Origin of the sequence: Flavobacterium sp. GP15 (genome assembly GCF_014281985.1) — a bacterium.
Lineage (GTDB): Bacteria > Bacteroidota > Bacteroidia > Flavobacteriales > Flavobacteriaceae > Flavobacterium > Flavobacterium pygoscelis.
Genome location: NZ_JACFTC010000009.1, coordinates 63,472 through 84,173, shown reverse-complemented (window position 1 = coordinate 84,173; position 20,702 = coordinate 63,472). Strand labels below are relative to the sequence as shown.

The 20,702-nt window shown below is 29.0% G+C and carries 23 protein-coding genes; 16 read left to right on the top strand and 7 right to left on the bottom strand.

From position 1 onward, the window contains the following. The first annotated feature begins 371 nt into the window (after positions 1-371). The 14 genes from H2650_RS15815 (at position 372) to H2650_RS14900 (ending at position 10,852) form a co-directional block, all read left to right on the top strand. The gene (locus tag H2650_RS15815) at positions 372-554 is read left to right on the top strand and encodes a hypothetical protein (protein ID WP_223151122.1); all 183 of its coding nucleotides are present in this window, start codon (positions 372-374) and stop codon (positions 552-554) included. Between the two features lie 212 nt (positions 555-766). Continuing rightward, positions 767-1,387, top strand: coding sequence for a hypothetical protein (locus H2650_RS14960; protein ID WP_188051628.1), 621 nt, complete (start codon positions 767-769; stop codon positions 1,385-1,387). Between the two features lie 316 nt (positions 1,388-1,703). After that, complete coding sequence (locus tag H2650_RS14955; protein WP_188051627.1) at positions 1,704-1,943, top strand: hypothetical protein; 240 nt, start codon at positions 1,704-1,706, stop codon at positions 1,941-1,943. Then, on the top strand, positions 1,943-2,260 hold the full coding sequence (locus H2650_RS14950) for a type II toxin-antitoxin system RelE/ParE family toxin (RefSeq protein ID WP_188051626.1): 318 nt from the start codon (positions 1,943-1,945) through the stop codon (positions 2,258-2,260). The genes H2650_RS14955 and H2650_RS14950 overlap by 1 nt, the downstream gene beginning before the upstream one ends. 197 nt (positions 2,261-2,457) lie before the next feature. After that, positions 2,458-2,868 carry a helix-turn-helix domain-containing protein gene (locus H2650_RS14945; protein WP_188051625.1) on the top strand — a complete coding sequence of 137 codons (411 nt, stop codon included), beginning with the start codon at positions 2,458-2,460 and terminating at the stop codon, positions 2,866-2,868. Next, positions 2,784-3,704, top strand: coding sequence for an IS3 family transposase (locus H2650_RS14940; protein WP_188051639.1), 921 nt, complete (start codon positions 2,784-2,786; stop codon positions 3,702-3,704). The genes H2650_RS14945 and H2650_RS14940 overlap by 85 nt, the downstream gene beginning before the upstream one ends. Before the next feature lie 152 nt (positions 3,705-3,856). Beyond that, positions 3,857-4,468, top strand: a complete 612-nt coding sequence (locus H2650_RS14935) for a hypothetical protein (RefSeq protein WP_188051624.1) — start codon at positions 3,857-3,859, stop codon at positions 4,466-4,468. A 174-nt stretch (positions 4,469-4,642) separates the two neighbouring features. Next, entirely contained in the window at positions 4,643-5,182 is a 540-nt protein-coding gene (locus H2650_RS14930; RefSeq protein WP_188051623.1) for a helix-turn-helix domain-containing protein, read from the top strand. Positions 5,183-5,270: 88 nt separating this feature from the next. Beyond that, positions 5,271-6,185 (top strand): hypothetical protein, encoded by a 915-nt coding sequence (locus H2650_RS14925; RefSeq protein WP_188051622.1) that lies wholly within the window; start codon positions 5,271-5,273, stop codon positions 6,183-6,185. 155 nt (positions 6,186-6,340) lie between these two features. Next, positions 6,341-7,132 (top strand): hypothetical protein, encoded by a 792-nt coding sequence (locus H2650_RS14920; RefSeq protein ID WP_188051621.1) that lies wholly within the window; start codon positions 6,341-6,343, stop codon positions 7,130-7,132. 198 nt (positions 7,133-7,330) lie between these two features. Further along, positions 7,331-8,347, top strand: a complete 1,017-nt coding sequence (locus H2650_RS14915) for a serine hydrolase (protein ID WP_188051620.1) — start codon at positions 7,331-7,333, stop codon at positions 8,345-8,347. 145 nt (positions 8,348-8,492) lie between these two features. Further along, a complete protein-coding gene (locus tag H2650_RS14910; RefSeq protein ID WP_188051619.1) occupies positions 8,493-9,011 on the top strand; it encodes a GNAT family N-acetyltransferase in 519 nt (172 codons plus the stop codon). 159 nt (positions 9,012-9,170) lie between these two features. Further along, complete coding sequence (locus H2650_RS14905; protein ID WP_188051618.1) at positions 9,171-9,824, top strand: hypothetical protein; 654 nt, start codon at positions 9,171-9,173, stop codon at positions 9,822-9,824. 155 nt (positions 9,825-9,979) lie between these two features. Next, the gene (locus H2650_RS14900) at positions 9,980-10,852 is read left to right on the top strand and encodes a clan AA aspartic protease (RefSeq protein WP_188051617.1); all 873 of its coding nucleotides are present in this window, start codon (positions 9,980-9,982) and stop codon (positions 10,850-10,852) included. Positions 10,853-11,031: 179 nt separating this feature from the next. Here the strand turns inward: H2650_RS14900 and bcp are convergent, their stop codons facing one another. Continuing rightward, positions 11,032-11,484, bottom strand: a complete 453-nt coding sequence (bcp, locus tag H2650_RS14895; protein WP_188051616.1) for a thioredoxin-dependent thiol peroxidase — start codon at positions 11,482-11,484, stop codon at positions 11,032-11,034. A gap of 232 nt (positions 11,485-11,716) precedes the next feature. Here bcp and nth point away from each other — a divergent pair, with 232 nt between their 5' ends. Next, on the top strand, positions 11,717-12,373 hold the full coding sequence (gene nth / locus H2650_RS14890; RefSeq protein WP_188051615.1) for an endonuclease III: 657 nt from the start codon (positions 11,717-11,719) through the stop codon (positions 12,371-12,373). Between the two features lie 67 nt (positions 12,374-12,440). Here nth and H2650_RS14885 read toward each other — a convergent pair whose 3' ends face one another. Both H2650_RS14885 and H2650_RS14880 read right to left on the bottom strand, forming a co-directional pair. Continuing rightward, positions 12,441-12,584, bottom strand: a complete 144-nt coding sequence (locus tag H2650_RS14885) for a hypothetical protein (protein ID WP_188051614.1) — start codon at positions 12,582-12,584, stop codon at positions 12,441-12,443. A 53-nt stretch (positions 12,585-12,637) separates the two neighbouring features. Next, on the bottom strand, positions 12,638-13,222 hold the full coding sequence (locus H2650_RS14880) for an RNA polymerase sigma factor (protein ID WP_188051613.1): 585 nt from the start codon (positions 13,220-13,222) through the stop codon (positions 12,638-12,640). A gap of 570 nt (positions 13,223-13,792) precedes the next feature. Here H2650_RS14880 and uvrA point away from each other — a divergent pair. Then, entirely contained in the window at positions 13,793-16,582 is a 2,790-nt protein-coding gene (gene uvrA / locus H2650_RS14875; protein WP_188051612.1) for an excinuclease ABC subunit UvrA, read from the top strand. 55 nt (positions 16,583-16,637) lie between these two features. Here the strand turns inward: uvrA and H2650_RS14870 are convergent, their stop codons facing one another. The 4 genes from H2650_RS14870 to H2650_RS14855 all read right to left on the bottom strand — a co-directional run bounded on the left by H2650_RS14870 (position 16,638) and on the right by H2650_RS14855 (position 20,677). Further along, the gene (locus H2650_RS14870) at positions 16,638-17,435 is read right to left on the bottom strand and encodes a DUF3575 domain-containing protein (RefSeq protein ID WP_188051611.1); all 798 of its coding nucleotides are present in this window, start codon (positions 17,433-17,435) and stop codon (positions 16,638-16,640) included. A gap of 38 nt (positions 17,436-17,473) precedes the next feature. Continuing rightward, positions 17,474-17,767, bottom strand: coding sequence for a hypothetical protein (locus tag H2650_RS14865; RefSeq protein WP_188051610.1), 294 nt, complete (start codon positions 17,765-17,767; stop codon positions 17,474-17,476). Between the two features lie 129 nt (positions 17,768-17,896). Continuing rightward, positions 17,897-19,357: a lipopolysaccharide biosynthesis protein gene (locus H2650_RS14860; protein WP_188051609.1), complete on the bottom strand. Its 1,461-nt coding sequence runs from the start codon at positions 19,355-19,357 to the stop codon at positions 17,897-17,899. Positions 19,358-19,384: 27 nt separating this feature from the next. Further along, entirely contained in the window at positions 19,385-20,677 is a 1,293-nt protein-coding gene (locus H2650_RS14855; RefSeq protein ID WP_188051608.1) for a glycosyltransferase family 4 protein, read from the bottom strand. Positions 20,678-20,702 lie beyond the last annotated feature (25 nt).

Sequence of the window (20,702 nt, the reverse complement as noted above, 5' to 3'; positions counted from 1 at the left end):
ATCCTGCCACTAACAGTCGTTACAAGAAATTTGGGTATTTGGCTTAATTTGAAAATGGTTTTGTTTCAGGAAAATTTGTGTTTAATGGAAAAATCTCGCATCTTTAATCCCAAACTTCTTGTAGCGACAAGACGTTATGCCTAATGTAAAAAAAACGTTGCGAACAAGCAGAACCACAAAAATGAATTCTTTAAATAATGAAAGCTAAAATTCTATTCTTTTTAAGTATTATTTTGATATTAATAGTTTACTCTTCTGAAATAAATTTTATGCCAAATTATATTGAGAAAAGTGATTCTTGGCATTTGTTTTATTGGATAATAACATTTTATACGATATTAGTTCTTATTGCTCTTTTGAATTTGTTTTTTATGATAAAGACTAGAAAAATTATTTGGGAAACGTTAGTTATAATCGGACTTTCTTTATTGTCTTTTGGAATATTAAACAATCCTAAATCAAATTCTTCAGAAATTGGATATATTGGTTTTATAACTATATTATTTTACTTTGGTTTAAGAATATTTAAAAAACCAAACGAGAAAATACACTAGGCATAACAGCGGTTTGCATAAATGGCGAAATATGTGGTAAATTCACGTTTATCTTTCGCAAGAAATTTTATCTTAGCCGAAAAATCTCGGTTACGAAGTTCGCCACTTCTGCAAGCCGCGAAACGTTAGCGGTCAGTTGAGAAAAACCGCGTAAAAAGAGTACGTTAAAAAAATAATTATTGATTTCATAGTTAATTGAAAGAATGAGTGATATGAAAAAATCTTGGTCAGAACTAACTTGGAATGAAAAGAAGGCGAAATTTTCAATATTCGCTGGGATTTTTTTATTATTGTCAATTTTCACTTTTTTCCAAACACCACATCCCAAAATAGAAGACTTAAAAGAAATTGAAATTAAACTAGACAGAGAACCAAAATTTAAAAAATCTAGAGGAAAAAATTCAAGCAATTGGCTAGGAATTTACAGCGAAAATATTGAATACAAGTTAGATGGTATAGATTATAAATATCTTAAAATAGAAAGTTTTAATAAAAATATTCATAAAGATACAATTATCACAATCAAATTATCAGAAGAGAATATTTACGAAATGGTTTATAAAAATGAGGATTTAACAGATTATAATTTAACTCAAATTCACAAAACAAAAAATAGAACTTTTTGCCAAATAATTTTTTTCTCTGGATTTATTTTAAATTCGTTTCCACTTTTTTTTAAGCGAAATCCAGTTTACAAAAATTATTATTCAGAAAAAAAAGAGATAAATTTTATTAAAATTTTTGCCTTTTTATGGTTTAGTTCAATAATTATTGCAATCATTTATTTAGGCGATTTGAAATATATTTCAGGTTCTGAATTTATAAATCATTAATTTTATTATACTTACTTTTATATTTGAAAATGGAGTTTTAAAAAATAAAATACAAAGAAGTAGAATTAATTTGTGTACTAGAAAACAAAGTTAACGAAAAAAAACAACCGAACCGCTAACAGCGGTTTGCAAAAATGGCGAGATATGTAGTAAATTCACGTTTATTTTTCGCAAGAAATTTTATCTTAGCCGAAAATAATCGGTTACGAAGTTCGCCACTTCTGCAAGCCGCGAGACGTTGGTAGCAAGCAAAAAAAAACGGAGAATCGAATGTGTTGTTTGAGATAATTCGTAATTTTGAAAAAAATATTTTATTATGGATATTCAAAGTAGAAAAATAGAATTTGTGCAAGCTTTCCTTAAGCTTCAAAGTGAAGAAGTGATTTCTCAATTAGAAAATATATTGAGAAAGAAATCTACTATTGAGTTAGAACAAAATTCAGATTTTAAACCTATGTCTTTAAAAGAATTTAACGACAGAATTGATAAATCAGAGAATGATTTCAAAAATGGTAAGTATAAAAGTACTTCTGAACTTCTAAAGAAATACAATTAATGAGCTATAAAGTAATATGGTCAAACTTTGCAGAAAGTGAACTTGATAAAATTTTCAAATATTATATTGAAAAGGCTAATAAAAAAGTTGCTAAAAACATACTTAAAAATATTTTAGCTGAACCAAATAGACTTCTACTAAATTCAGAAATGTTTCAAATCGAAGAATTATTGATTGACAGAGAAGATGATTATAGATATATAGTTTGTGATAATTATAAAATTATCTATTCAATCGATATTGAATTAAAACTTATAAAAATTGCAGACGTATTTGATACTCGTCAAAATCCAATTAAAATAAAACGGAATAAATAAATTGCCAGCTACCAACAGCCGTTTGGCGAGATTGGGGTTTTAGTGGAATTAGCGTTTTTTATCATATCTTCGTTTCGGCAGAAAATACTCTGCTTTAAAGTCCCCAACCTCACCAAGCGCCAAGACGTTAGCGGTCAGCAGCGTTGGTGACAAATCCTGAAATAGGTTGACTAAAAATTAAACACTTTTAGCAAACTATGGAACCCACAAAAAATGGACACTGTCCAAAAATTGAGTACAAAAAAATTGGTTTCGACCTAAAACTTTCCATCATTGACCAAATTTCAAACGGTCAAATTTCAGTAAATCACGCTTCTAAATTACATGGAATTTCTCGCTCTTCAATAACCTATTGGATGAAAAAATTGCGTTCCTTTGAACAAAATTCTAAAACAATGAGCAAAAACGATGAAATCAAAAAACTCAAAGAACGTATCGAAGAACTCGAATTCGTTAAAGACTTTCAACAAATGATAATTGCTGATTTTGAAGTCAGTACTAATCTTGATTTCGCAAAAAAGTCATTACCCGAAGCATTACTAAAAGAAGTGGAGAAAAAGAAAAAAGACCTTTTAAAATCAAATGGTTCTCACAATGCTTCGGAATAAGCAAACAGGCTTATTACAAACGAATTAACAAGCAAAAAACGCAAGAGTCACAGGCTCATATAATCAAAGAAATCATCACTCCTATTCGTCAAAAAATGGCACGATATGGAGCAAAAAAATTATACCTAGACTTGCAAGATGACTTTCTAAAAAATGATATAAAAATAGGGAGAGATAAATTCTTTTACTTTTTAAAATATCACAATTTATTAATCAAAAAAACAAAGCTATATCATATAACAACCGATTCAAAACATGGGTTTTATAAGTCAAAAGACTTACTTATTAATCTTGAAATAAAGCATGCAGAACAAGTATTTGTTAGTGATATAACATACATCAAACTGGCTTCGCAACATGCCTATTTAGCCCTGGTTACTGACGTGTATTCCAAGAAAATTATGGGATACAAAATTGATACAAATATGAGAGTTCAACTCGTCAAAGACGCACTAAATATGGCAGTTAAAAATAGAATTTATAACAACGAAAATCTAATCCATCATTCCGATAGAGGGATACAATATTGCTGTCCAGACTTTGCTGAATTTGCCAAATCTAAGAATATTATTTTAAGTACAACTCAAAACTCAAGCCCTTATGAAAACGCAGTAGCAGAAAGAATTAACGGAATTTTAAAACATGAATTTGGACTAAACAAGACTATTGCTAATTTAAAAACAGCTGAAAAAATGGTTAAACAAGCTATCGAAATTTACAATAATGAGCGTAGACATTGCTCCCTTGAAATGAAAACTCCACAATATGCACATCAAAATCAAACACACAAATACAAGTCTTATAAAAACAAAAAAAATACTACTTTAGCTACGTAGGAATGTTGACAAGTTTGGAAAAAAATCCCTTCAAAGATTTTTTCTAAACTTATCAATATTACGTCAATAATAAACTATTTTTGAAATTATACAGTAACCAAAAATAGTCAACCTATATTAGGACAAGACAAAAAAACAGAGAAATATTAAAAATGAAAAAATATATTTTAACAATATTCTTATTTAGCTTTTGCCTAATTTGGTCTCAAAAATCAAAATCTCTAAAAAATCAGAAAGTATATCTAAAAGAAGCACAAGAATCTCTTAATAAATCAGATAATGCGAGTGCAATAGGATTTTACATATATGTTTATGAACTAAATCCAAATAATGATTTAGGGAAAATTGCCAAAATAAAAACAGATTCTTTAAAATCGGTACCAAGAAAAAAGTATATAGAAAGTATTATTGGTAAATGGAATCTAAATAGAACTGGTTCAAATTGGGGGTTCGAAAACTATAAAGATTCATTAAATAATCAAATATTAATTATTGAAAAAAACAAACTTATCTTTTTCAATCAAAACAAATCTACAAAGGAATTAAAACTAGTAAAATCTGAAGATTTAATTTTTTTCACATCAGTAAATGAAGATAATTACTCAAATGAGTTATTATTTTCAGACAATGAAATTTGGAGTTTTAGCATAAATAAAAATAATTCTGAATTAAGACAATTTTATTCAGGACAAAAAACTGAAAACGGAAGAACTGAAATGGTTTGTGGAAATTCTGAATTATATTATACAAGATTAGAAGACTAATAAATGCATCGCCCAACAGCCGTTACAAGATATTTGGGAATTAGACTAAATTTAAAGATGGTTTTGTACTTGGAAAACTTGTGCATAATGGAAAAATCTCGCATCTTTAATCCCATATAACTTGTAGCGCCAAGACGTTAGCAGAAAGTTTACAAAATCGCAACAAATCGACAAATGAAGACAATTGTTCAACAATTAAGAAAAGAAAAAAACTTAACGCAAACTGAACTTGCTGAAAAAAGTGGGCTTTCCTTGCGAACAATCCAGCGAATTGAAGCTGGAAATATTCCAAAAGGATTTACATTAAAAACACTTGTAAAAACTTTTGAAATCGAGCCTGAAAAATTAATTTCTGCCAAAGAAATCACAAAAATAGACATAGCAAAATTAATTAATCTTTCCTCTTTAATGGGACTTGTACTACCATTTGGTGGTGTTATATTTCCATTAATATTAACAAACAAAACTAGAGACAAAAAAAACAAAGAATTGGGTAAAAACATCGTAAGTGTGCAAATTATATTAACCGTTTTGCTTTCGTTTTCGCTTATCATAAGTCCATTTATTCAAAAGGAATTATCGCTTAGTTTTCCACTTTTTTTAATCCCATTACTTACAATTATTTCTTTAAAATTAATGATCATCATCATAAATGGCATTAGTTTAAATAAAAAAGAAGATTTAAATAAGATTTTGAAAATCAATTATTTATAAATTTTGTCGTGTAATTGACATAAAATTGGCATATCGTTTTTTCAAAAAATATGGTTTTATAAATAGACTTTTGTAGAAAAGTAATCTTATGAAAATTTTAAAGAAAATCGTGCTCGTTTTTTTGGTTGTTTTGGTTTTAGGTTTGCTCGGTGCCTATATTTATTTTGACCAAAAATTCACACCCGAAAAAAATTACCTAACTGTAGAAAACGAAAGTGGAAATATCCCTTTTACTTGGCTGGGTAATTATAAAAATGTGCTGTTACTTCCAATTCATTTCCCAAATGACACAGCAACTTATTATTTGCAATTTGACACAGGTTCACCATCAACTGTTTTTTATTCAAAAGCAATTGATAAGCTAACGCAAATTAATGTAAATCGGGAACGAGCAAAAACAATATTTTACATTGGAAAATCCAAAATAATATCGGACAAGTTCCAAATTTTGAATATTGGTAATGATGATGATAAAAATGACACTTTAAAAATTATTGGAACAATTGGAGCAGATATTTTAGAAAATCGCAAAACCGTAATAAATTTCAAGGAAAATTACATTGCATTAAATCTATCAAATGAACCAATTCAATTTCAAGGAAAATTGTTTAATTTTAAATTCAAAAAAAGAAAAATTATATTTCGTGGTTTGTTAAATGGAACTGAAGAAAAATTTTTGTTTGACTCGGGAACAAGTGCTTACGAATTGCTAACAAACAAAGAACTTTGGGAAAAGCTGAAACTTCCAAATTCAAAAATCAACATCGAAAAATCAAAATCTTGGGATAAAGTCTTGACAACTTACACCGCAAATTGCAACCAAAATATTCAATTTTGCGACAAAAAGATAAAATTAACCAATGTTACCTATGTAGAAGGATTTTCACAAACTCAATATTCGATGATGAAATTTTCGGGAATGACAGGAATGTTGGGCAACAAAATATTTTTAAATAATTGTTTGTACATTGACTGCATCGAAAACAAAATTGGAATAGAATAAAAAACCTCTGCTAACAGCAGTTTCAAGAGATTTGGGCATTTGGCTGAATTTAAAGATGTTATTGCACTTGGAAAATTTGTGCATAATGGAAATAACTCGAATCTTTAATCCCCCTACTTCTTGTAGCGCCAAAACGTTGGCAAAAATTATAAAAGATGATCCAAGATAGAAAACATTTCAGAGGAATATTTATAATTTCAATTATTATTTTAATTGTAAATGATATATTTCTAAAAAGTTATTATTCTAATTTTTTTACTGGAAAATTATCAGATGTCGCAGGGCTTTTTGCATTTCCATACTTTTTGAGTTTATTGTTTCCCGAAAAAGTAAAAATTAACTATTTAGGAACTGCAATATTATTCATTTTGTGGAAATCCGAAATAATACAACCAATTCTTGTTTTTTTTCAATCTATTGGGATTGGGTTGAATAGAACAATTGATTATTCTGATTTAGTAACATTATTAATTTTACCAATTTCATATTTATATTGGAATTCCAATTTAAATGATTACTTGACAAGTAAAATTAATTTTAAACCTATTATTCTTTCCGTATGTTCTTTTGCATTTATTGCAACATCATTGCCTAAAGTACACGGAGAAATAAAATTAAAATCAAATTTAGAAATTACCTTAAAATTAGAAAAACAAGAAGTAATAAATAAATTAAAATTGGAAAAAGTTTATGGCAGTGCTCAAGATTATAATTATGTTTTTGAACTTGAAAAATCAAAAAGTAAAATAACTTCTACAATAAAATTAAAAAAACTAGATAATGGATTGATTAGTATAAAATTGGATAGTATTTTAGAATCAGAAACAAGAGGAAGTCTGTTTTTTGGTGTAAGTAAAGATGATATAGAATATTTAGACAAACTTACAATAAGAGATTATGAAAAGATTTTTTTAGAAAAAGAAATTACAAAATTATATGAAAAATAACTTCTACCAACGGCCGTTTGGCGAGATTGGAGTTTTAGGCTTAATTTGAAGATGGTTTTGTAGTTGGAAAATTTGTGTTTAACGGAAAAATCTCGCATCTTTATTCACAAACCGCTCGTAGCTCAAAGATGTATGCAAGTTTTTAGAATGTATTCATATCAAATCCTCAAAATTCAAATAAAAAATATTTATAAAACTATGAAAAACAATAAATGTTCCTTTTTAATTGTAATTCTTATTGTGCTGTTGATAAATAATTTATCGGCACAAAATAACAAAGTAAATCAAATTGATTCGATAATGAATAAGTATTATCAAAACGGAACTTTTAATGGAAATGTACTTATTTCAAAAAATAACAAATTAATATATAATAATTCGTTCGGGTATAGTGATGAAACTAAAACAACAAAATTAACCACTGATTATAGATTTAATATTGGTTCGATAACAAAAGAATTTAGTGCTGTTGCTTTATTAAAGTTGCAGGAACAAGGAAAATTGAATTTGGACGATAAGGTTTCAAAATTTATTCCAGAATTACCAAAATGGTCAAATGAGGTTGCCATTAAGGACTTACTAAAATATACAAGTGGCATACCAGACGTAAATTGGAAAAAAATAAAAAACGACAAAGATCTTTTTGAAGATTTAAAAATAATCGACAGTCTTGACTTTATACCTGGAACAAATTACGATTACAATAACAATAATATCTTTTTACGGCACTTTATTGTGGAAAGAGTAAGTGGAATCAATTATAAAGAATATGTAGAAAAATTCATATTCAAACCTTGCAAAATGAATTCCTCATTAATGACCCCTTTTGAAAATGAGCATAATATTGCCAAGGGATTTAATAGTAATCTAATAAGAGATAAAAAAGATTTACCAATTACAGGTGGAATTTATATAACTACAACTGATTTATTAAAATGGGCAAATTTACTACACTCCGGTAAAATAATAAATAAAAAATCTCTTTATGAAATTGGTCAAAGTTTTAATTCAGAAGAAACACAATCAGCTTTAGGTAATGCAACATACAAAAATCAAAATTTAATTTTACATTCCCATCACGGAAGAGTTGGAAATTATGAAGCATTATTAATTTCAGATATTGTTGAAAAATTCACAATAGTTTTGCTTGACAATAATTATAAAGGCAAAATTTTTGAAATATCAGAAGCAATTATAACAATCTTGAAAAAATAAAAAAATAGCATATTAGAATGACTTTTTTATGAAAAATAAAATTTAACATAATTAAAGCAATTAATAAAGTTATTATTTAATAAGGGAAAAGTCTCTGATTAAACTCAACAATGTCAACATCATATTATAAATCATTCAAAAAAAAATGCTTAAACTTTTAACAAAAAGATTAATTTTAATTCCTTTTACGATAGAAATATGTGAAACCATTTTGAAATCAGATTTTAGAAATTTACATTCCTTAAAATTAAATAGAGCCTTGGGTTGGCCGGATGCAGAGGTTCTTGAAACTTTACCAAAAATCATTGACAATTTATCAAAAGTGGAAAATCCTACGGGGTTTGAATCTTGGATGATTATCAAAAAAGAAAATTATGAAATAATTGGAGACCTAGGATTTAAAGGCTTTAATCCTCAGGATAATAATATAGATCTTGGCTATGGTATTATTGAGGAAGAACAAAAAAATGGATACGCTCTTGAAGCAACAAATGAACTTATTGCTTGGGCTTTTTTAAATCCAATTGTAAAAGAAATTACTGCTAGATGTTTAATGGAAAATGAGGCGTCTATTCATTTACTAAAAAAATTAAATTTTAAAATAATAAAACAAGATAAAGAAATGATTTATTGGTGTTTGCCAAAAGTTTCTTTTAACTATTAAAATTAAATACTATCAAACTCAAAAAAAATAGTAATAACTATTTTAATCATTTTTTATCTTAATACTAAATTTTTCTTACAATAATAAATTCCTTTAGATTATATTTGAATGAAAATCTCTGATTTTTAATCTATTAATCATTTTTTAAAAAGTAATAAAATGAAAAAAAATATTGGAATATTTATTGTTTCATTTCTTATTTTTTCCTGTAACAATTCTGCCAAAAAAGAGCAATCTGAGGGAAAGGTAATTGATAGCTTACCCAAAATAGAAAATAAATCAGATGCTAAAATTAAAACAAATGTTGATTTTAAAATTGATGACATTGCTGAATCTTCTGCTGAACTTGGTGTTTTTCCCTATATAAATCCACCAGAAAATTATACTTATGGTTACGACAAAAATATTAATAAAAAATACATACGAGATTTTGATAGAGAATATTTTGCAGTTGCGGGCAAACTAATTCCTGTTGATGGAAAAACTTTTAAATCGACTATAGAGAAAGATAGAAGTGATGGAAAAAGATTTAATAGTTTACTAGTTGGAAAAAGCTTTGAAGAAGCAATTTTAGATTTAGGTGGTGTTAATGTTAATAACGTAACGGTTCCAAAATCAGAAATTGAAAGAATTGGCAATACAGAATTAATAGACAAACATTATGGTTTTTCTATAGATTATAACTTATTAGACGCAATCAACACATATATAATTAAAACCAAAGACAAAGAAATTTGGATTCAATATTATCTATTAAATGATGAAAGTGGTGCTATTGCAATTTTAGAAAAAAATACCAATAAAAAAACTTAAAATTTAAAAACAACACTTTTAGAAGATTCATAAATAACAGAATAAATGTCTACAATATTAATTATAAATTAGACAAATCACTAGATCTTTTTGATGGCAAAATAGCAGTATAATTACTTACAGCTGATAAAAAAATAAGACAAATAAATAAAAAGATGAAAACTATATTGTTTGTTATTCCACTACTGTTATGTAACAGCATTTTTGGACAAAATTTACACACTAGTGATACTATTGCAATGGGTCTTAATGAGTATAACACCATTTTTATAAAAGCTATTTTTAACCATAAAGACACTTTAAATTTAAATTTTGATACTGGAACAACAGAACTCGTTTTAACAAATGATGTTCTGAATAATAAAGTGAAGACAAAACCAGCACTTTATAACACTTTGTACGATTTACAAATAGGAAATACTACTTACAAAACTAAAGTTTATGATGCCGAATTAGCAGGACATGGAACTGAAGGAAGGTTTGGCTGGGATTTTTTTAAAGGAAAAGTTGTTGAAATTAATTACGATAAAAAGTATTTGATTATACACTCTTTGATGCCATCTTATGCATTGTTGGATTCTAACTTCACTTCATTAAAAATGGAGTTTTACAAAACTTTATTTTTTGTGTCAAGTGAAATAAAGCAGGGTGGAAAAATGGTAAAAGACCTTTTTCTATTCGATACTGGATTTGAAAGAACGCTTATGTTAGACCATAATCTCTTGCAAGCAGCTCACTTTCCTATTACAAAAATGAGATTTATAAAAAAAATAGTAATGAAAGGCGCACAAGGAAACGAAATATCGGTAACTACTTCAAACCTGAATCGTTTTAAGATAGGAAAATACGAACTCAAAGATATTCCTGTTCAGATCACAACTGCACAAAAACCAGTCTGGGACAAAAATGTACACGTTTTAGGAAATGAAATTTTAAAACAGTTCACGATTTTACTTGATTTTCAAAATAACCTTGTATTGATGAAACCTAATGCTTTATTCAATGATCCTTATATTGACCAAAAATAAAATAAGTTGTAAGATAAAGCAATTTGACCTCTTGTATTAATAGTGCTTTTAGAGTTTAATGAAAGTACTATTTTTAAGTTTTTAATTGTAATTAAAATACGTTTTAAATCTTAAAAAGTATTCAATTAATACAAACCTCGCTTGTTTTTTTTAAACGAGGTTTTACTAATTTCAGTTAATTAATCTAAAATTTGTGCTGCATGTTCTTTTGTCTTTACTTTTTCTATGACTGAATCAATAATTCCATTTTCATCAATAACAAAAGTGGTTCTGTGAATACCATCATATTCTTTGCCCATAAATTTTTTAGGACCCCAAACACCAAATGCTTCAATCACAGACTTATCTTCGTCTGCTAAAAGAGGGAAAGGAAATTCATACTTCTCTTTAAATTTTAATTGCGCTTTTGAAGAATCGGCACTAACACCCAGTAATTCATAATTGTTTGCTTGAAAACGTTCGAAATTATCTCTTAAATCACATGCTTCGGCTGTACATCCTGGTGTGCTTGCTTTAGGATAAAAGAAAACTACTAATTTTTTTCCCGCATAATCCGATAATTTATGCAATTGACCATCTTGATCTAATCCTGAGAAATTAGGCGCTTTATCTCCTTTTTTTAATGTTGTCATACATTTTATTTTAAATTATTTATAAATTCTTTCTGTATTGTGTACTTGCCCCAGATGGCACTGAAAAGCCCGGATTGAAAAAAACTATTTTTTCTTGTTTATAAAGAGCGACCGGCAGGAAGCTCCTTTATAAATTTAGAAAAAAAGTTTTATGAAGGAGGACTTGTAAGGAACAGCTGGATTAGGCACATCTTAAAAATTACACTATTTTTACAGTGCTAAAAATACAAAAATGAACAAACAGGAACGGGTAACTTTTGTTATAAATACGTTAAAAGAATTATATCCAACCATTCCGGTACCACTTGATCATAAGGATCCTTATACGTTGTTGATTGCGGTTTTATTGTCAGCACAATGTACTGATGTTCGCGTCAATCAGATTACTCCATTGCTATTTGAAAAGGCAGATAATCCGTATGATATGATTAAAATGTCTGTAGAGGAAATTAAGGAAATCATTCGGCCTTGCGGTTTATCACCTATGAAATCTAAGGGAATTCATGGTTTATCTCACATTTTGATTGACAAGCATGATGGGAAAATACCTCAAAGTTTTGAGTTTTTAGAAGAATTGCCAGCTGTTGGTCATAAAACGGCTAGTGTGGTGATGTCTCAAGCTTTTGGAGTACCTGCTTTTCCGGTTGATACACACATTCATCGATTGATGTATCGATGGAATTTGACTAATGGAAAAAATGTGGTTCAAACAGAAAAAGATGCCAAACGAATCTTTCCAGAAGAAATATGGAATGATTTGCACTTGCAGATCATTTGGTATGGAAGAGAATATTCGCCCGCACGTGGCTGGGATTTAGAGAAAGATATTATTACTAAAACCATTGGAAGAAAAACAGTTTTAGACCAATATTATAAAAAAAATAAATAAAAAAATCCCAATATTTAAACTTGAAAATATTGGGATTTTTTTATCTAATTAATACGTAATTAAGTATTTAATTAGAAATAATTTCGAAACTTTTATTATCAATTTTTACTATGCTTAATGCTTTAGAATAGCTTAATAAAAAAGAAACTGTTTCTTCACTAGGTTTCATTACTTTTGAAACTAATGCTTTTTTTGAGTAAATTTTTGCCATATCGTAATCCCTATTTGCTTTTATATAACAACGCAGGTCACTAAAATATATTGTTAATTGGTCAAAATAATTTGGTGTTTATCAATCACTTTTCTCAAATTCATCAGTGCATAACGCATTCTTCCTAATGCAGTATTGATGCTAACTCCCGTAGATTCTGAAATTTCTTTGAAACTCATATCCTGATACATACGCATCACTAAAACCTCTTTCTGGTCAATAGGAAGTTCTTCTATTAGTTTTTTGAGATCAATTTCTACTTGATCAGCAATGATTTTGTTTTCGATATTCATAGCATCATCAGACATAATAGAGAAAATAGAAAACTCTTCAGTTTCTCTATACAAAGGCATTTTTTTGTTTTTACGAAAATGATCTACTACTAAATTATGAGAAATACGCATTACCCAAGGTAAAAATTTACCTTCCTCATTATACGAATTTGATTTTAAGGTTTTAATTACTTTGATGAAAGTATCTTGAAAAACATCGTTAGTAATGTCTTTATCTGCTATTTTAGAATAAATGAATCCGTAGATTTTTGACTGGTGCCTTTTTATTAGTGTAGCTAAGGCATCCTCATTACCTGCAACATATTCCTTAACTAATGTCGCGTCTGGAAGTTGTATATTAACCATAATAATACTTTTTAGTTTTTAATTAAAATTGGTAGATTGCTCTAAAAAGTAGTTTTTGATTATAGGCTTTGTTTATTTGGGTTATTGTGTGGTCAAATTTAACTAATTATTATTTGAAGAAGCAAGTAATGTTAAAAAAATTTAACATATTAAAATTATAATTTGTTACAATAGCTCTTACTACTTTTCGACTGATGTAGGATTTTTTAATTTTTCAATGATACTGTAACTTAAGCTAAATTAGGTACATAAAAAAAAGAGTTAAAATAACTATTGATTATCAGAGAATTAAATTCACCCTTTATCATAGTTCTGGTTTACATTATAAATATTTTAGTACCAAGAAAAGTAAAAAGCAGTTATCGGAATAAGAAAATGAAAGTTGTGGGTTTTAATGGTTTTTGTTTAATTATTATTTTTAAAAAATTAGAATTTATTTTTTTAATGGTAAATACAAATACCTCACACCAAAAAAAGAGTATTTCCTCCCTACTTTAATCATTATTTGTGATTTGTTCATTCCTCTTTCTCTGTTTAAAATTGTTTACTTTTGTAAAAATTATCATTTTTATGCAAGTTGACCTTTCTAAATTAGATCCAAAGAAAAATATCATTATAAAAGGAGCACAAGTACATAACTTAAAAAATGTAGATGTTGCGATTCCTAGAAATAAATTAGTTGTTATTACTGGACTTTCAGGTTCGGGAAAATCAAGCTTAGCATTTGATACGCTTTATGCCGAAGGACAACGTCGCTATGTAGAAAGCTTATCTTCTTACGCGCGACAATTCTTGGGAAGATTAGACAAACCAAAGGTAGAATACATAAAAGGAATTGCTCCAGCTATTGCTATCGAACAGAAGGTAAATACAACCAATGCGCGTTCTACTGTAGGAACCTCTACAGAAATCTACGATTATATAAAACTACTTTTTGCTCGAATTGGAAGAACGTATTCCCCTGTTTCTGGTCGGGAAGTCAAAAAAAATACGGTAACAGATGTTGTTTCTGACGTAAAAACTTTTGAATTAGACAGCAAATGGTTACTCCTCGCTCCTATTCATTTAGAAGAAGGAAGAAAATTAGAAGACAAACTAAAAGTACTTTTGCAGCAAGGTTTTGCAAGAATTTTAGTAAATAACGAAATGGTTCGCTTAGATGATTTACCCGAATCATTACATAAAAAAGAAATACTTTTAATCATTGACAGAATTGTAGTTAAGGAAGAAGAAGAGTTTTATAATCGTCTTGCCGATGCCGTACAAACTGCTTTTTTTGAAGGCAAAGGAATTTGTTATTTACAGGAATTAAACGCTGATAAAAAATACTCCTATTCTAATAATTTTGAAATGGATGGCATTACTTTCTTGGAGCCAAATGTTCATTTATTCAGTTTTAATAATCCGTATGGAGCTTGTCCGGTTTGCGAAGGCTACGGAAATATTATAGGAATTGATGCCGAATTAGTAGTTCCTAATACTACTTTATCGGTTTTTGAAAATGCCATTTTTCCATGGCGTGGTGAAAGCATGAGTTGGTTTAGAGATGAATTGGTAAATAACGCTTATAAATTTGATTTTCCGATTCACAAACCTTTCTTTCAGTTATCTGAAGATCAAAAAGAATTAATTTGGACTGGAAATGAATATTTTCAAGGATTAAATGGCTTTTTTAAGGAATTAGAAGAAAAAAATTATAAAATACAAAATAGGGTAATGCTCTCTCGTTATCGCGGTAAAACCAAATGTTATTCTTGTAAAGGAAAACGCTTGAGAGTGGAAGCATCCTATGTAAAAATCAATTCAAAAACAGTTTCAGATTTGGTAGACTTACCAATCAAGCATTTGGTTCGCTTTTTTGAAAGTATCGATTTAGATGTTTATGAAAAACAAATTGCCAAACGTTTATTGCTAGAAATAAACAATAGATTATCGTTTCTAACCGAAGTAGGATTGGATTATCTAACACTAAATAGAAATTCTGCAACTCTTTCTGGTGGAGAATCACAACGTATTAATCTAGCCACTTCATTAGGTAGTAGTTTGGTGGGTTCGATGTATATTCTAGACGAACCTAGCATTGGTTTACACCCAAAAGACACAGAGCGATTGATAAAAGTATTGCTTTCTTTAAGAGATTTAGGAAATACTGTTATTGTGGTAGAACACGATGAAGACATTATGAAAGCAGCCGACATGATTATCGATATTGGTCCAGAAGCAGGAACTTTAGGAGGAAATCTTGTCGCTCAAGGCACATTTGAAGAAATTCTAAAATCGACTTCATTAACCGCAAAATATTTAAATGGAGACTTAGAAATTTCAGTTCCTAAAAAACGAAGATTATTTAAAAACTACATTGAAATAAAAGGAGCGAGAGAAAATAATCTTCAAAATATAGATGTTACTTTCCCTTTAGATGTTTTAACAGTAATTACTGGAGTTTCTGGAAGTGGAAAAAGTACCTTGATTAAGAAAATTTTGTTTCCAGCCATGCAGAAAAAGTTGGATAATATAGGCGAAAAGGCGGGTCAATTCACTGAAATAACTGGTTCTTTTTCTCAAATTAAACATATTGAATATGTAGATCAAAATCCTATTGGTCGCAGTTCACGCTCTAATCCGGTTACGTATATCAAAGCTTATGATGACATTAGAGAATTGTATGCAAAAGAAAAACTATCAAAAATAAGAGGATATCAAGCCAAACATTTTTCATTTAATGTAGATGGTGGGCGTTGTGAAACTTGCAAAGGAGAAGGTTCTATAAACGTAGAAATGGTCTTTATGGCCGATGTACAATTGCCTTGTGAAACCTGCAACGGAAAAAGATTTAAAAAAGAAGTACTAGAAGTTAACTTTGAAGGCAAAAATATACACGATATTCTTACGATGACTGTTGATGATGCAATTGCTTTCTTTATCGCTAACAAGCAAGCTAAAATCATTCAGAAATTACAACCGTTGCAAGATGTTGGATTAGGATATGTACAATTAGGACAATCTTCCTCAACACTTTCTGGTGGTGAAGCACAGCGTATTAAACTAGCCTCTTTCTTAGTAAAAGGAGCCACGAAAGACAAAGCACTTTTTGTTTTTGATGAGCCTACAACTGGATTGCATTTTCATGACATCAAGAAATTACTAACCTCTTTTGATGCTTTACTAGAGAAAGGACATTCTATTATTGTTATTGAACATAACCTTGATCTTATAAAATGTGCCGACTGGCTGATTGATCTAGGACCTGAAGGAGGAGAAAATGGAGGTCAATTATTAGCCGTTGGAACTCCTGAAGAAGTTGAAAAAAATAAGAAGTCTGTTACCGGAACCTATTTGAAAGCAGTATTAAAGAAATAAAAAAAAGCCGATAAATACAAAATCATTTATCGGCTTTTTTTATGTTATGGATTAATTAGAATCTGTAACCTAAGCTTAAACCGCTTCGAACTCCGCCCCATGGTCCACTGATGTTAATTGTAGCCCCGTTTGCATTAGCTTTAGCTTTAACATCTCCTAAAGGAAGATCAATATCGTCAAGTTCTCTTTGAAGTTGAGATTGCTCATAAGGTGTCAATAATCTATCTGTTTTTCCAACAAAATCACCTTTTGAAGTACCGTAATGTGGTCCTACGATCCACCAGTCAAGAATAATGTGTTTTCCTAAATTAAATTGAGCTCCAAACTGCAATCCAAAAGTATTTGCAGTAAGTTTACCACCCATATCAATATCTTCTTTTTGAGTACTAAGATCACTATTATATTCAAAATTAATTCCCGAAATATCATATTTTAAGTGTCTGTAAAAAGGAGCAATGTAAAATCCTTTTCCGTATCCTTGTCCTAGATAAAAACGAATTTCTGGTGTAATTGCTGAATATCCTAACTCTGTATTGTTAAGCATTCCTTGGCCTTCACTGTTATTAGAAACTAGCTCGTTTAATTGTGATTTGAATGGTACAGCACCTTTATTTATAAAGCTATATCCAATTACAACTCCAATACGTTTAGTTAAACTTCTTTCGTACTGTAATTGAAAATTTTTGAATGCAAGACTAGTTAAACTAATTTTTACATTATTTTTTTTAGGTCCATCAATATCATCCTTCACTGAAACTAAAGAACTTGAAACAGCAGTTATTGAAGTAGTCTGCGAAAAAGCGATTGCAAAATTAAATAAAATTGCAATAATTGTAAGTAAAGTTTTTTTCATAAGTAAATGTTAAAAATATATAATTCGGCAAATATATATTAAAAACACTTCTCTTCAAAAGGATTTCCATCTTCGTCAATCGCGATCAGAATTTTTTTGGCTTTAGAGGAAACTTGAGTTATATAAATCCAAGCAATAGACCATAATCCGAGTGTTGCACAGAACATAAAAAAATTAGATATATGATCTACTTTTTTCTTATTCTTCATTAAAATTGCATAAGGTAATTTATCATTTCTTTCTAATACTACAAATCCACTGTTCATTTTGTTTGTTAGAATAGATGAAAATTTTCTTAAATCTTCATCAATTTTACTTTTAGTCCTTTTCATATTCTAGCAGATATTTTTTGTCTTTTTTTCTTATTAAAGCTATTTCTAGCTCTTACAAATTTAAAGGCAAATTTAAAATCCTACAATACCCACTTTTAGTGATATTTGAGTTTTAAAAGGGATCAAAAACTATTTTATTTTTTTTAGAACGGAGTCAATAGCGTTATTAATTTCTTTAGAAACAACAAATTTATAATTAATGTAGACATAAAAAATAGTTACTAAAATTGATTTTAAACCTATTGAAATTATCGGATTAAAGGGAAATTCCCAGAAGTAAAACAATAAAAATAACAAAAAAGTAATTCCAAGAGAATGTAACGTTTGAACTGTAAAAGGAAACAAATGCAGTCGTTTAACCACAAAGAGCAACTTGGCTAAACTGTATAAAGTTATAGATAATAAAGTGGCAAAAGCACAACCCATAATACCATACATAGGAATAAATAACATATTTAAGCCAATCGCTACTGCTACTAAAAGAACACCAAGAAATAATACTGCTCTGTAATATTTAGTATTAAAAATAATAGCATTATTATTTCCTAGAATCAGATCAAAGTATTTTGATATTCCAATCATAAATACTACTAAAATTCCACCACTATATTCCTTAGGAACCATTTCGTACAATTGATTTATATTGACAAATATCCCTAACATCACATAACCACCAACTACTTGCAGATTAATAGAGGTTTTTTTATACAGAACATTTAGCTCTTTAAACTTATTATCGTGCATTAATTTGGCTGTAATAGGATATACAATTTGATGCATCGCTCGACTCGGGACTGAAATTACTAACGCGATAAAAGTAGCGATTGAATAAAAAGCAATATTATCGATAATCATATACTGGTTGAGCATTATTTTGTCTCCATCCAATAGTAAGTTAGCTACACTTCCTGACAAAATAATATAAAAAGTATACGTCAATATATCTTTAGTATTTTTGGGGAGTGCCAATTGAAAAGTTGGTTTTTGAATTCGAAAAGCATATAACATAGTGACTACAAATGCCAAGAAATACAATCCAGCAGTTGCATAAACAAAACCTTCAACGCTCATCCAATCGAAATAAACGCCAATTAATAGAACTAAAGAAAATAGTCTTAAACCTACTTCTTTTATAAAATTACCAAAAACAGAGTGCATGTGAACTCTTGCCCAAGCATAAAATATTTCGAAATAGGCCATACATAAGCCAATAAAAGGAATCAACCAAACATAATTTTTGACAATTTCATTCTTTTTTGAAAGAAAGAACAATATTTCGTCATAAAAATAAAGTGCTGTTAAAACCATTGGTACTATCACCACTAATGGAAATAATACCGTAAAAGATAAAAACCTAGATTTTTCAGCATCGGTTTCATACTGAGAATAAAATTTAACTAAAGTATTTTGCATACCAATGGCAAACAAAGGCATGATCACATTAGCGCAAGAAGTAATATAATTTGTTAACCCATAAAATGTAGCACCCAAAAGTACCGGATATAAATAAAGCGTATTTATGGCTCCAATCCCAAAACCCAAATAAGTAATTATTGTATTCTTTAAAGATTGATTTAGTACGATTCCCATGAAAGGTTAAGGGTGTTAGGTTTGATATTAAAAAGGGGACTGAATCAAATGAGCCAGTTCTTTGGTTAAACTTTTTCTAGAAAACTTTTGAAGTCCTACTCCATTTGATTGTAATTTCCCTTCTAAAAATTGATTATAAAAGTCTAAAATTACACTTTTTAACTTCATTTTTTCGGAATATTTGAAGAACACTCCGGTATTCGTATCGGTTATAATTTCTGCAAAATCAGAACCTTCAGGTCCAATAGCAATAATAGGTCTGTTAGAAACCATATATTCGAATAATTTGCCTGGAATAATACTTTTTGTATCCTCAGAGTCAATTTCTATCAACAATAAAACTTGCGATTTTCTTTGATGCGCTATGGCTTCTTTATGTGAAACGTATCCTAAATTATTTAAATAAAAATTTAAACCAAACTGAGTTATCGTTTCTAAAACCTCTTGGCTAACTGCGCCAATTAATTTAATTTCTAAATGCGATTTGAAATCAGGTATTTCTTGGACTAATTCTACTAAACTCTCCCATAAAATCAACGGATTTCGTTCCGATAGAAACGAACCAATATGAGCCAAACTGAATTTAGAATCTAAAGTCTGTTTCTCCACTTGTTCGGCATCATAACCATTTGTAATCACTGTAATTGGTTTTGCGGTAATTGCCTCAAATTCGGTTTTAGTTGTCTTACTTGTTACAATAATCATATCGGCTGAATTCAGAACTTGGTGTTCTAAAACTTTGTGTTTTTTTGCAGCAAAACTTGATAAACGCAACGATTTATGATAGCCAATAGTAGTCCATGGATCACGGAAATCAGCAAACCATTTTAGATCTAATTTCTGTTTTAATTCTAAACCAATAAGATGCAAACTATGCGGTGGCCCAGAAGTAATAATGGTATCAATATTATTTTGTACAATATATTTTTCTAAATAGGAAACAGAAGGTTTAACCCAAAACACACGGGCGTCTGGTATAAAAAGATTTCCTCGAATCCAAAGAAAGGTTTTGTCTAAAAAAGACTGTTTCTTTTGATTTGGAATAATGCCCGAGCTTATTTTTTTAGTTTTATTTTTGGAAAGAAATGAAGCCAGTTGATACGGTTCGAATATTTTATTTCTTAGAATAATTACTTTATCTGAAACTTCCTTTACCAAATTTTCGTCCACAATAGGATAAGTTGGATTTTCAGGAATATAAACAATAGGCTGAATTCCAAAATCTGGCAAATATTTCACAAATTTCAACCAACGTTGTACGCCAGGTCCTCCCGCAGGTGGCCAATAATAGGTTATTATAAGGATTTTTTTATTTTCCAAAAGTACATGGTCTATTAATATAATA

Excerpts from the sequence above, each read along its gene's own strand:
- H2650_RS15815 (WP_223151122.1), top strand. The coding sequence starts at position 372 with ATGATAAAGACTAGAAAAATTATTTGGGAAACGTTAGTTATAATCGGA.
- H2650_RS14960 (WP_188051628.1), top strand. The coding sequence starts at position 767 with ATGAAAAAATCTTGGTCAGAACTAACTTGGAATGAAAAGAAGGCGAAA.
- H2650_RS14955 (WP_188051627.1), top strand. The coding sequence starts at position 1,704 with ATGGATATTCAAAGTAGAAAAATAGAATTTGTGCAAGCTTTCCTTAAG.
- H2650_RS14950 (WP_188051626.1), top strand. The coding sequence starts at position 1,943 with ATGAGCTATAAAGTAATATGGTCAAACTTTGCAGAAAGTGAACTTGAT.
- H2650_RS14945 (WP_188051625.1), top strand. The coding sequence starts at position 2,458 with ATGGAACCCACAAAAAATGGACACTGTCCAAAAATTGAGTACAAAAAA.
- H2650_RS14935 (WP_188051624.1), top strand. The coding sequence starts at position 3,857 with ATGAAAAAATATATTTTAACAATATTCTTATTTAGCTTTTGCCTAATT.
- H2650_RS14930 (WP_188051623.1), top strand. The coding sequence starts at position 4,643 with ATGAAGACAATTGTTCAACAATTAAGAAAAGAAAAAAACTTAACGCAA.
- H2650_RS14925 (WP_188051622.1), top strand. The coding sequence starts at position 5,271 with ATGAAAATTTTAAAGAAAATCGTGCTCGTTTTTTTGGTTGTTTTGGTT.
- H2650_RS14920 (WP_188051621.1), top strand. The coding sequence starts at position 6,341 with ATGATCCAAGATAGAAAACATTTCAGAGGAATATTTATAATTTCAATT.
- H2650_RS14915 (WP_188051620.1), top strand. The coding sequence starts at position 7,331 with ATGAAAAACAATAAATGTTCCTTTTTAATTGTAATTCTTATTGTGCTG.
- H2650_RS14910 (WP_188051619.1), top strand. The coding sequence starts at position 8,493 with ATGCTTAAACTTTTAACAAAAAGATTAATTTTAATTCCTTTTACGATA.
- H2650_RS14905 (WP_188051618.1), top strand. The coding sequence starts at position 9,171 with ATGAAAAAAAATATTGGAATATTTATTGTTTCATTTCTTATTTTTTCC.
- H2650_RS14900 (WP_188051617.1), top strand. The coding sequence starts at position 9,980 with ATGAAAACTATATTGTTTGTTATTCCACTACTGTTATGTAACAGCATT.
- bcp (WP_188051616.1), bottom strand. The coding sequence starts at position 11,484 with ATGACAACATTAAAAAAAGGAGATAAAGCGCCTAATTTCTCAGGATTA.
- nth (WP_188051615.1), top strand. The coding sequence starts at position 11,717 with ATGAACAAACAGGAACGGGTAACTTTTGTTATAAATACGTTAAAAGAA.
- H2650_RS14885 (WP_188051614.1), bottom strand. The coding sequence starts at position 12,584 with ATGGCAAAAATTTACTCAAAAAAAGCATTAGTTTCAAAAGTAATGAAA.
- H2650_RS14880 (WP_188051613.1), bottom strand. The coding sequence starts at position 13,222 with ATGGTTAATATACAACTTCCAGACGCGACATTAGTTAAGGAATATGTT.
- uvrA (WP_188051612.1), top strand. The coding sequence starts at position 13,793 with ATGCAAGTTGACCTTTCTAAATTAGATCCAAAGAAAAATATCATTATA.
- H2650_RS14870 (WP_188051611.1), bottom strand. The coding sequence starts at position 17,435 with ATGAAAAAAACTTTACTTACAATTATTGCAATTTTATTTAATTTTGCA.
- H2650_RS14865 (WP_188051610.1), bottom strand. The coding sequence starts at position 17,767 with ATGAAAAGGACTAAAAGTAAAATTGATGAAGATTTAAGAAAATTTTCA.
- H2650_RS14860 (WP_188051609.1), bottom strand. The coding sequence starts at position 19,357 with ATGGGAATCGTACTAAATCAATCTTTAAAGAATACAATAATTACTTAT.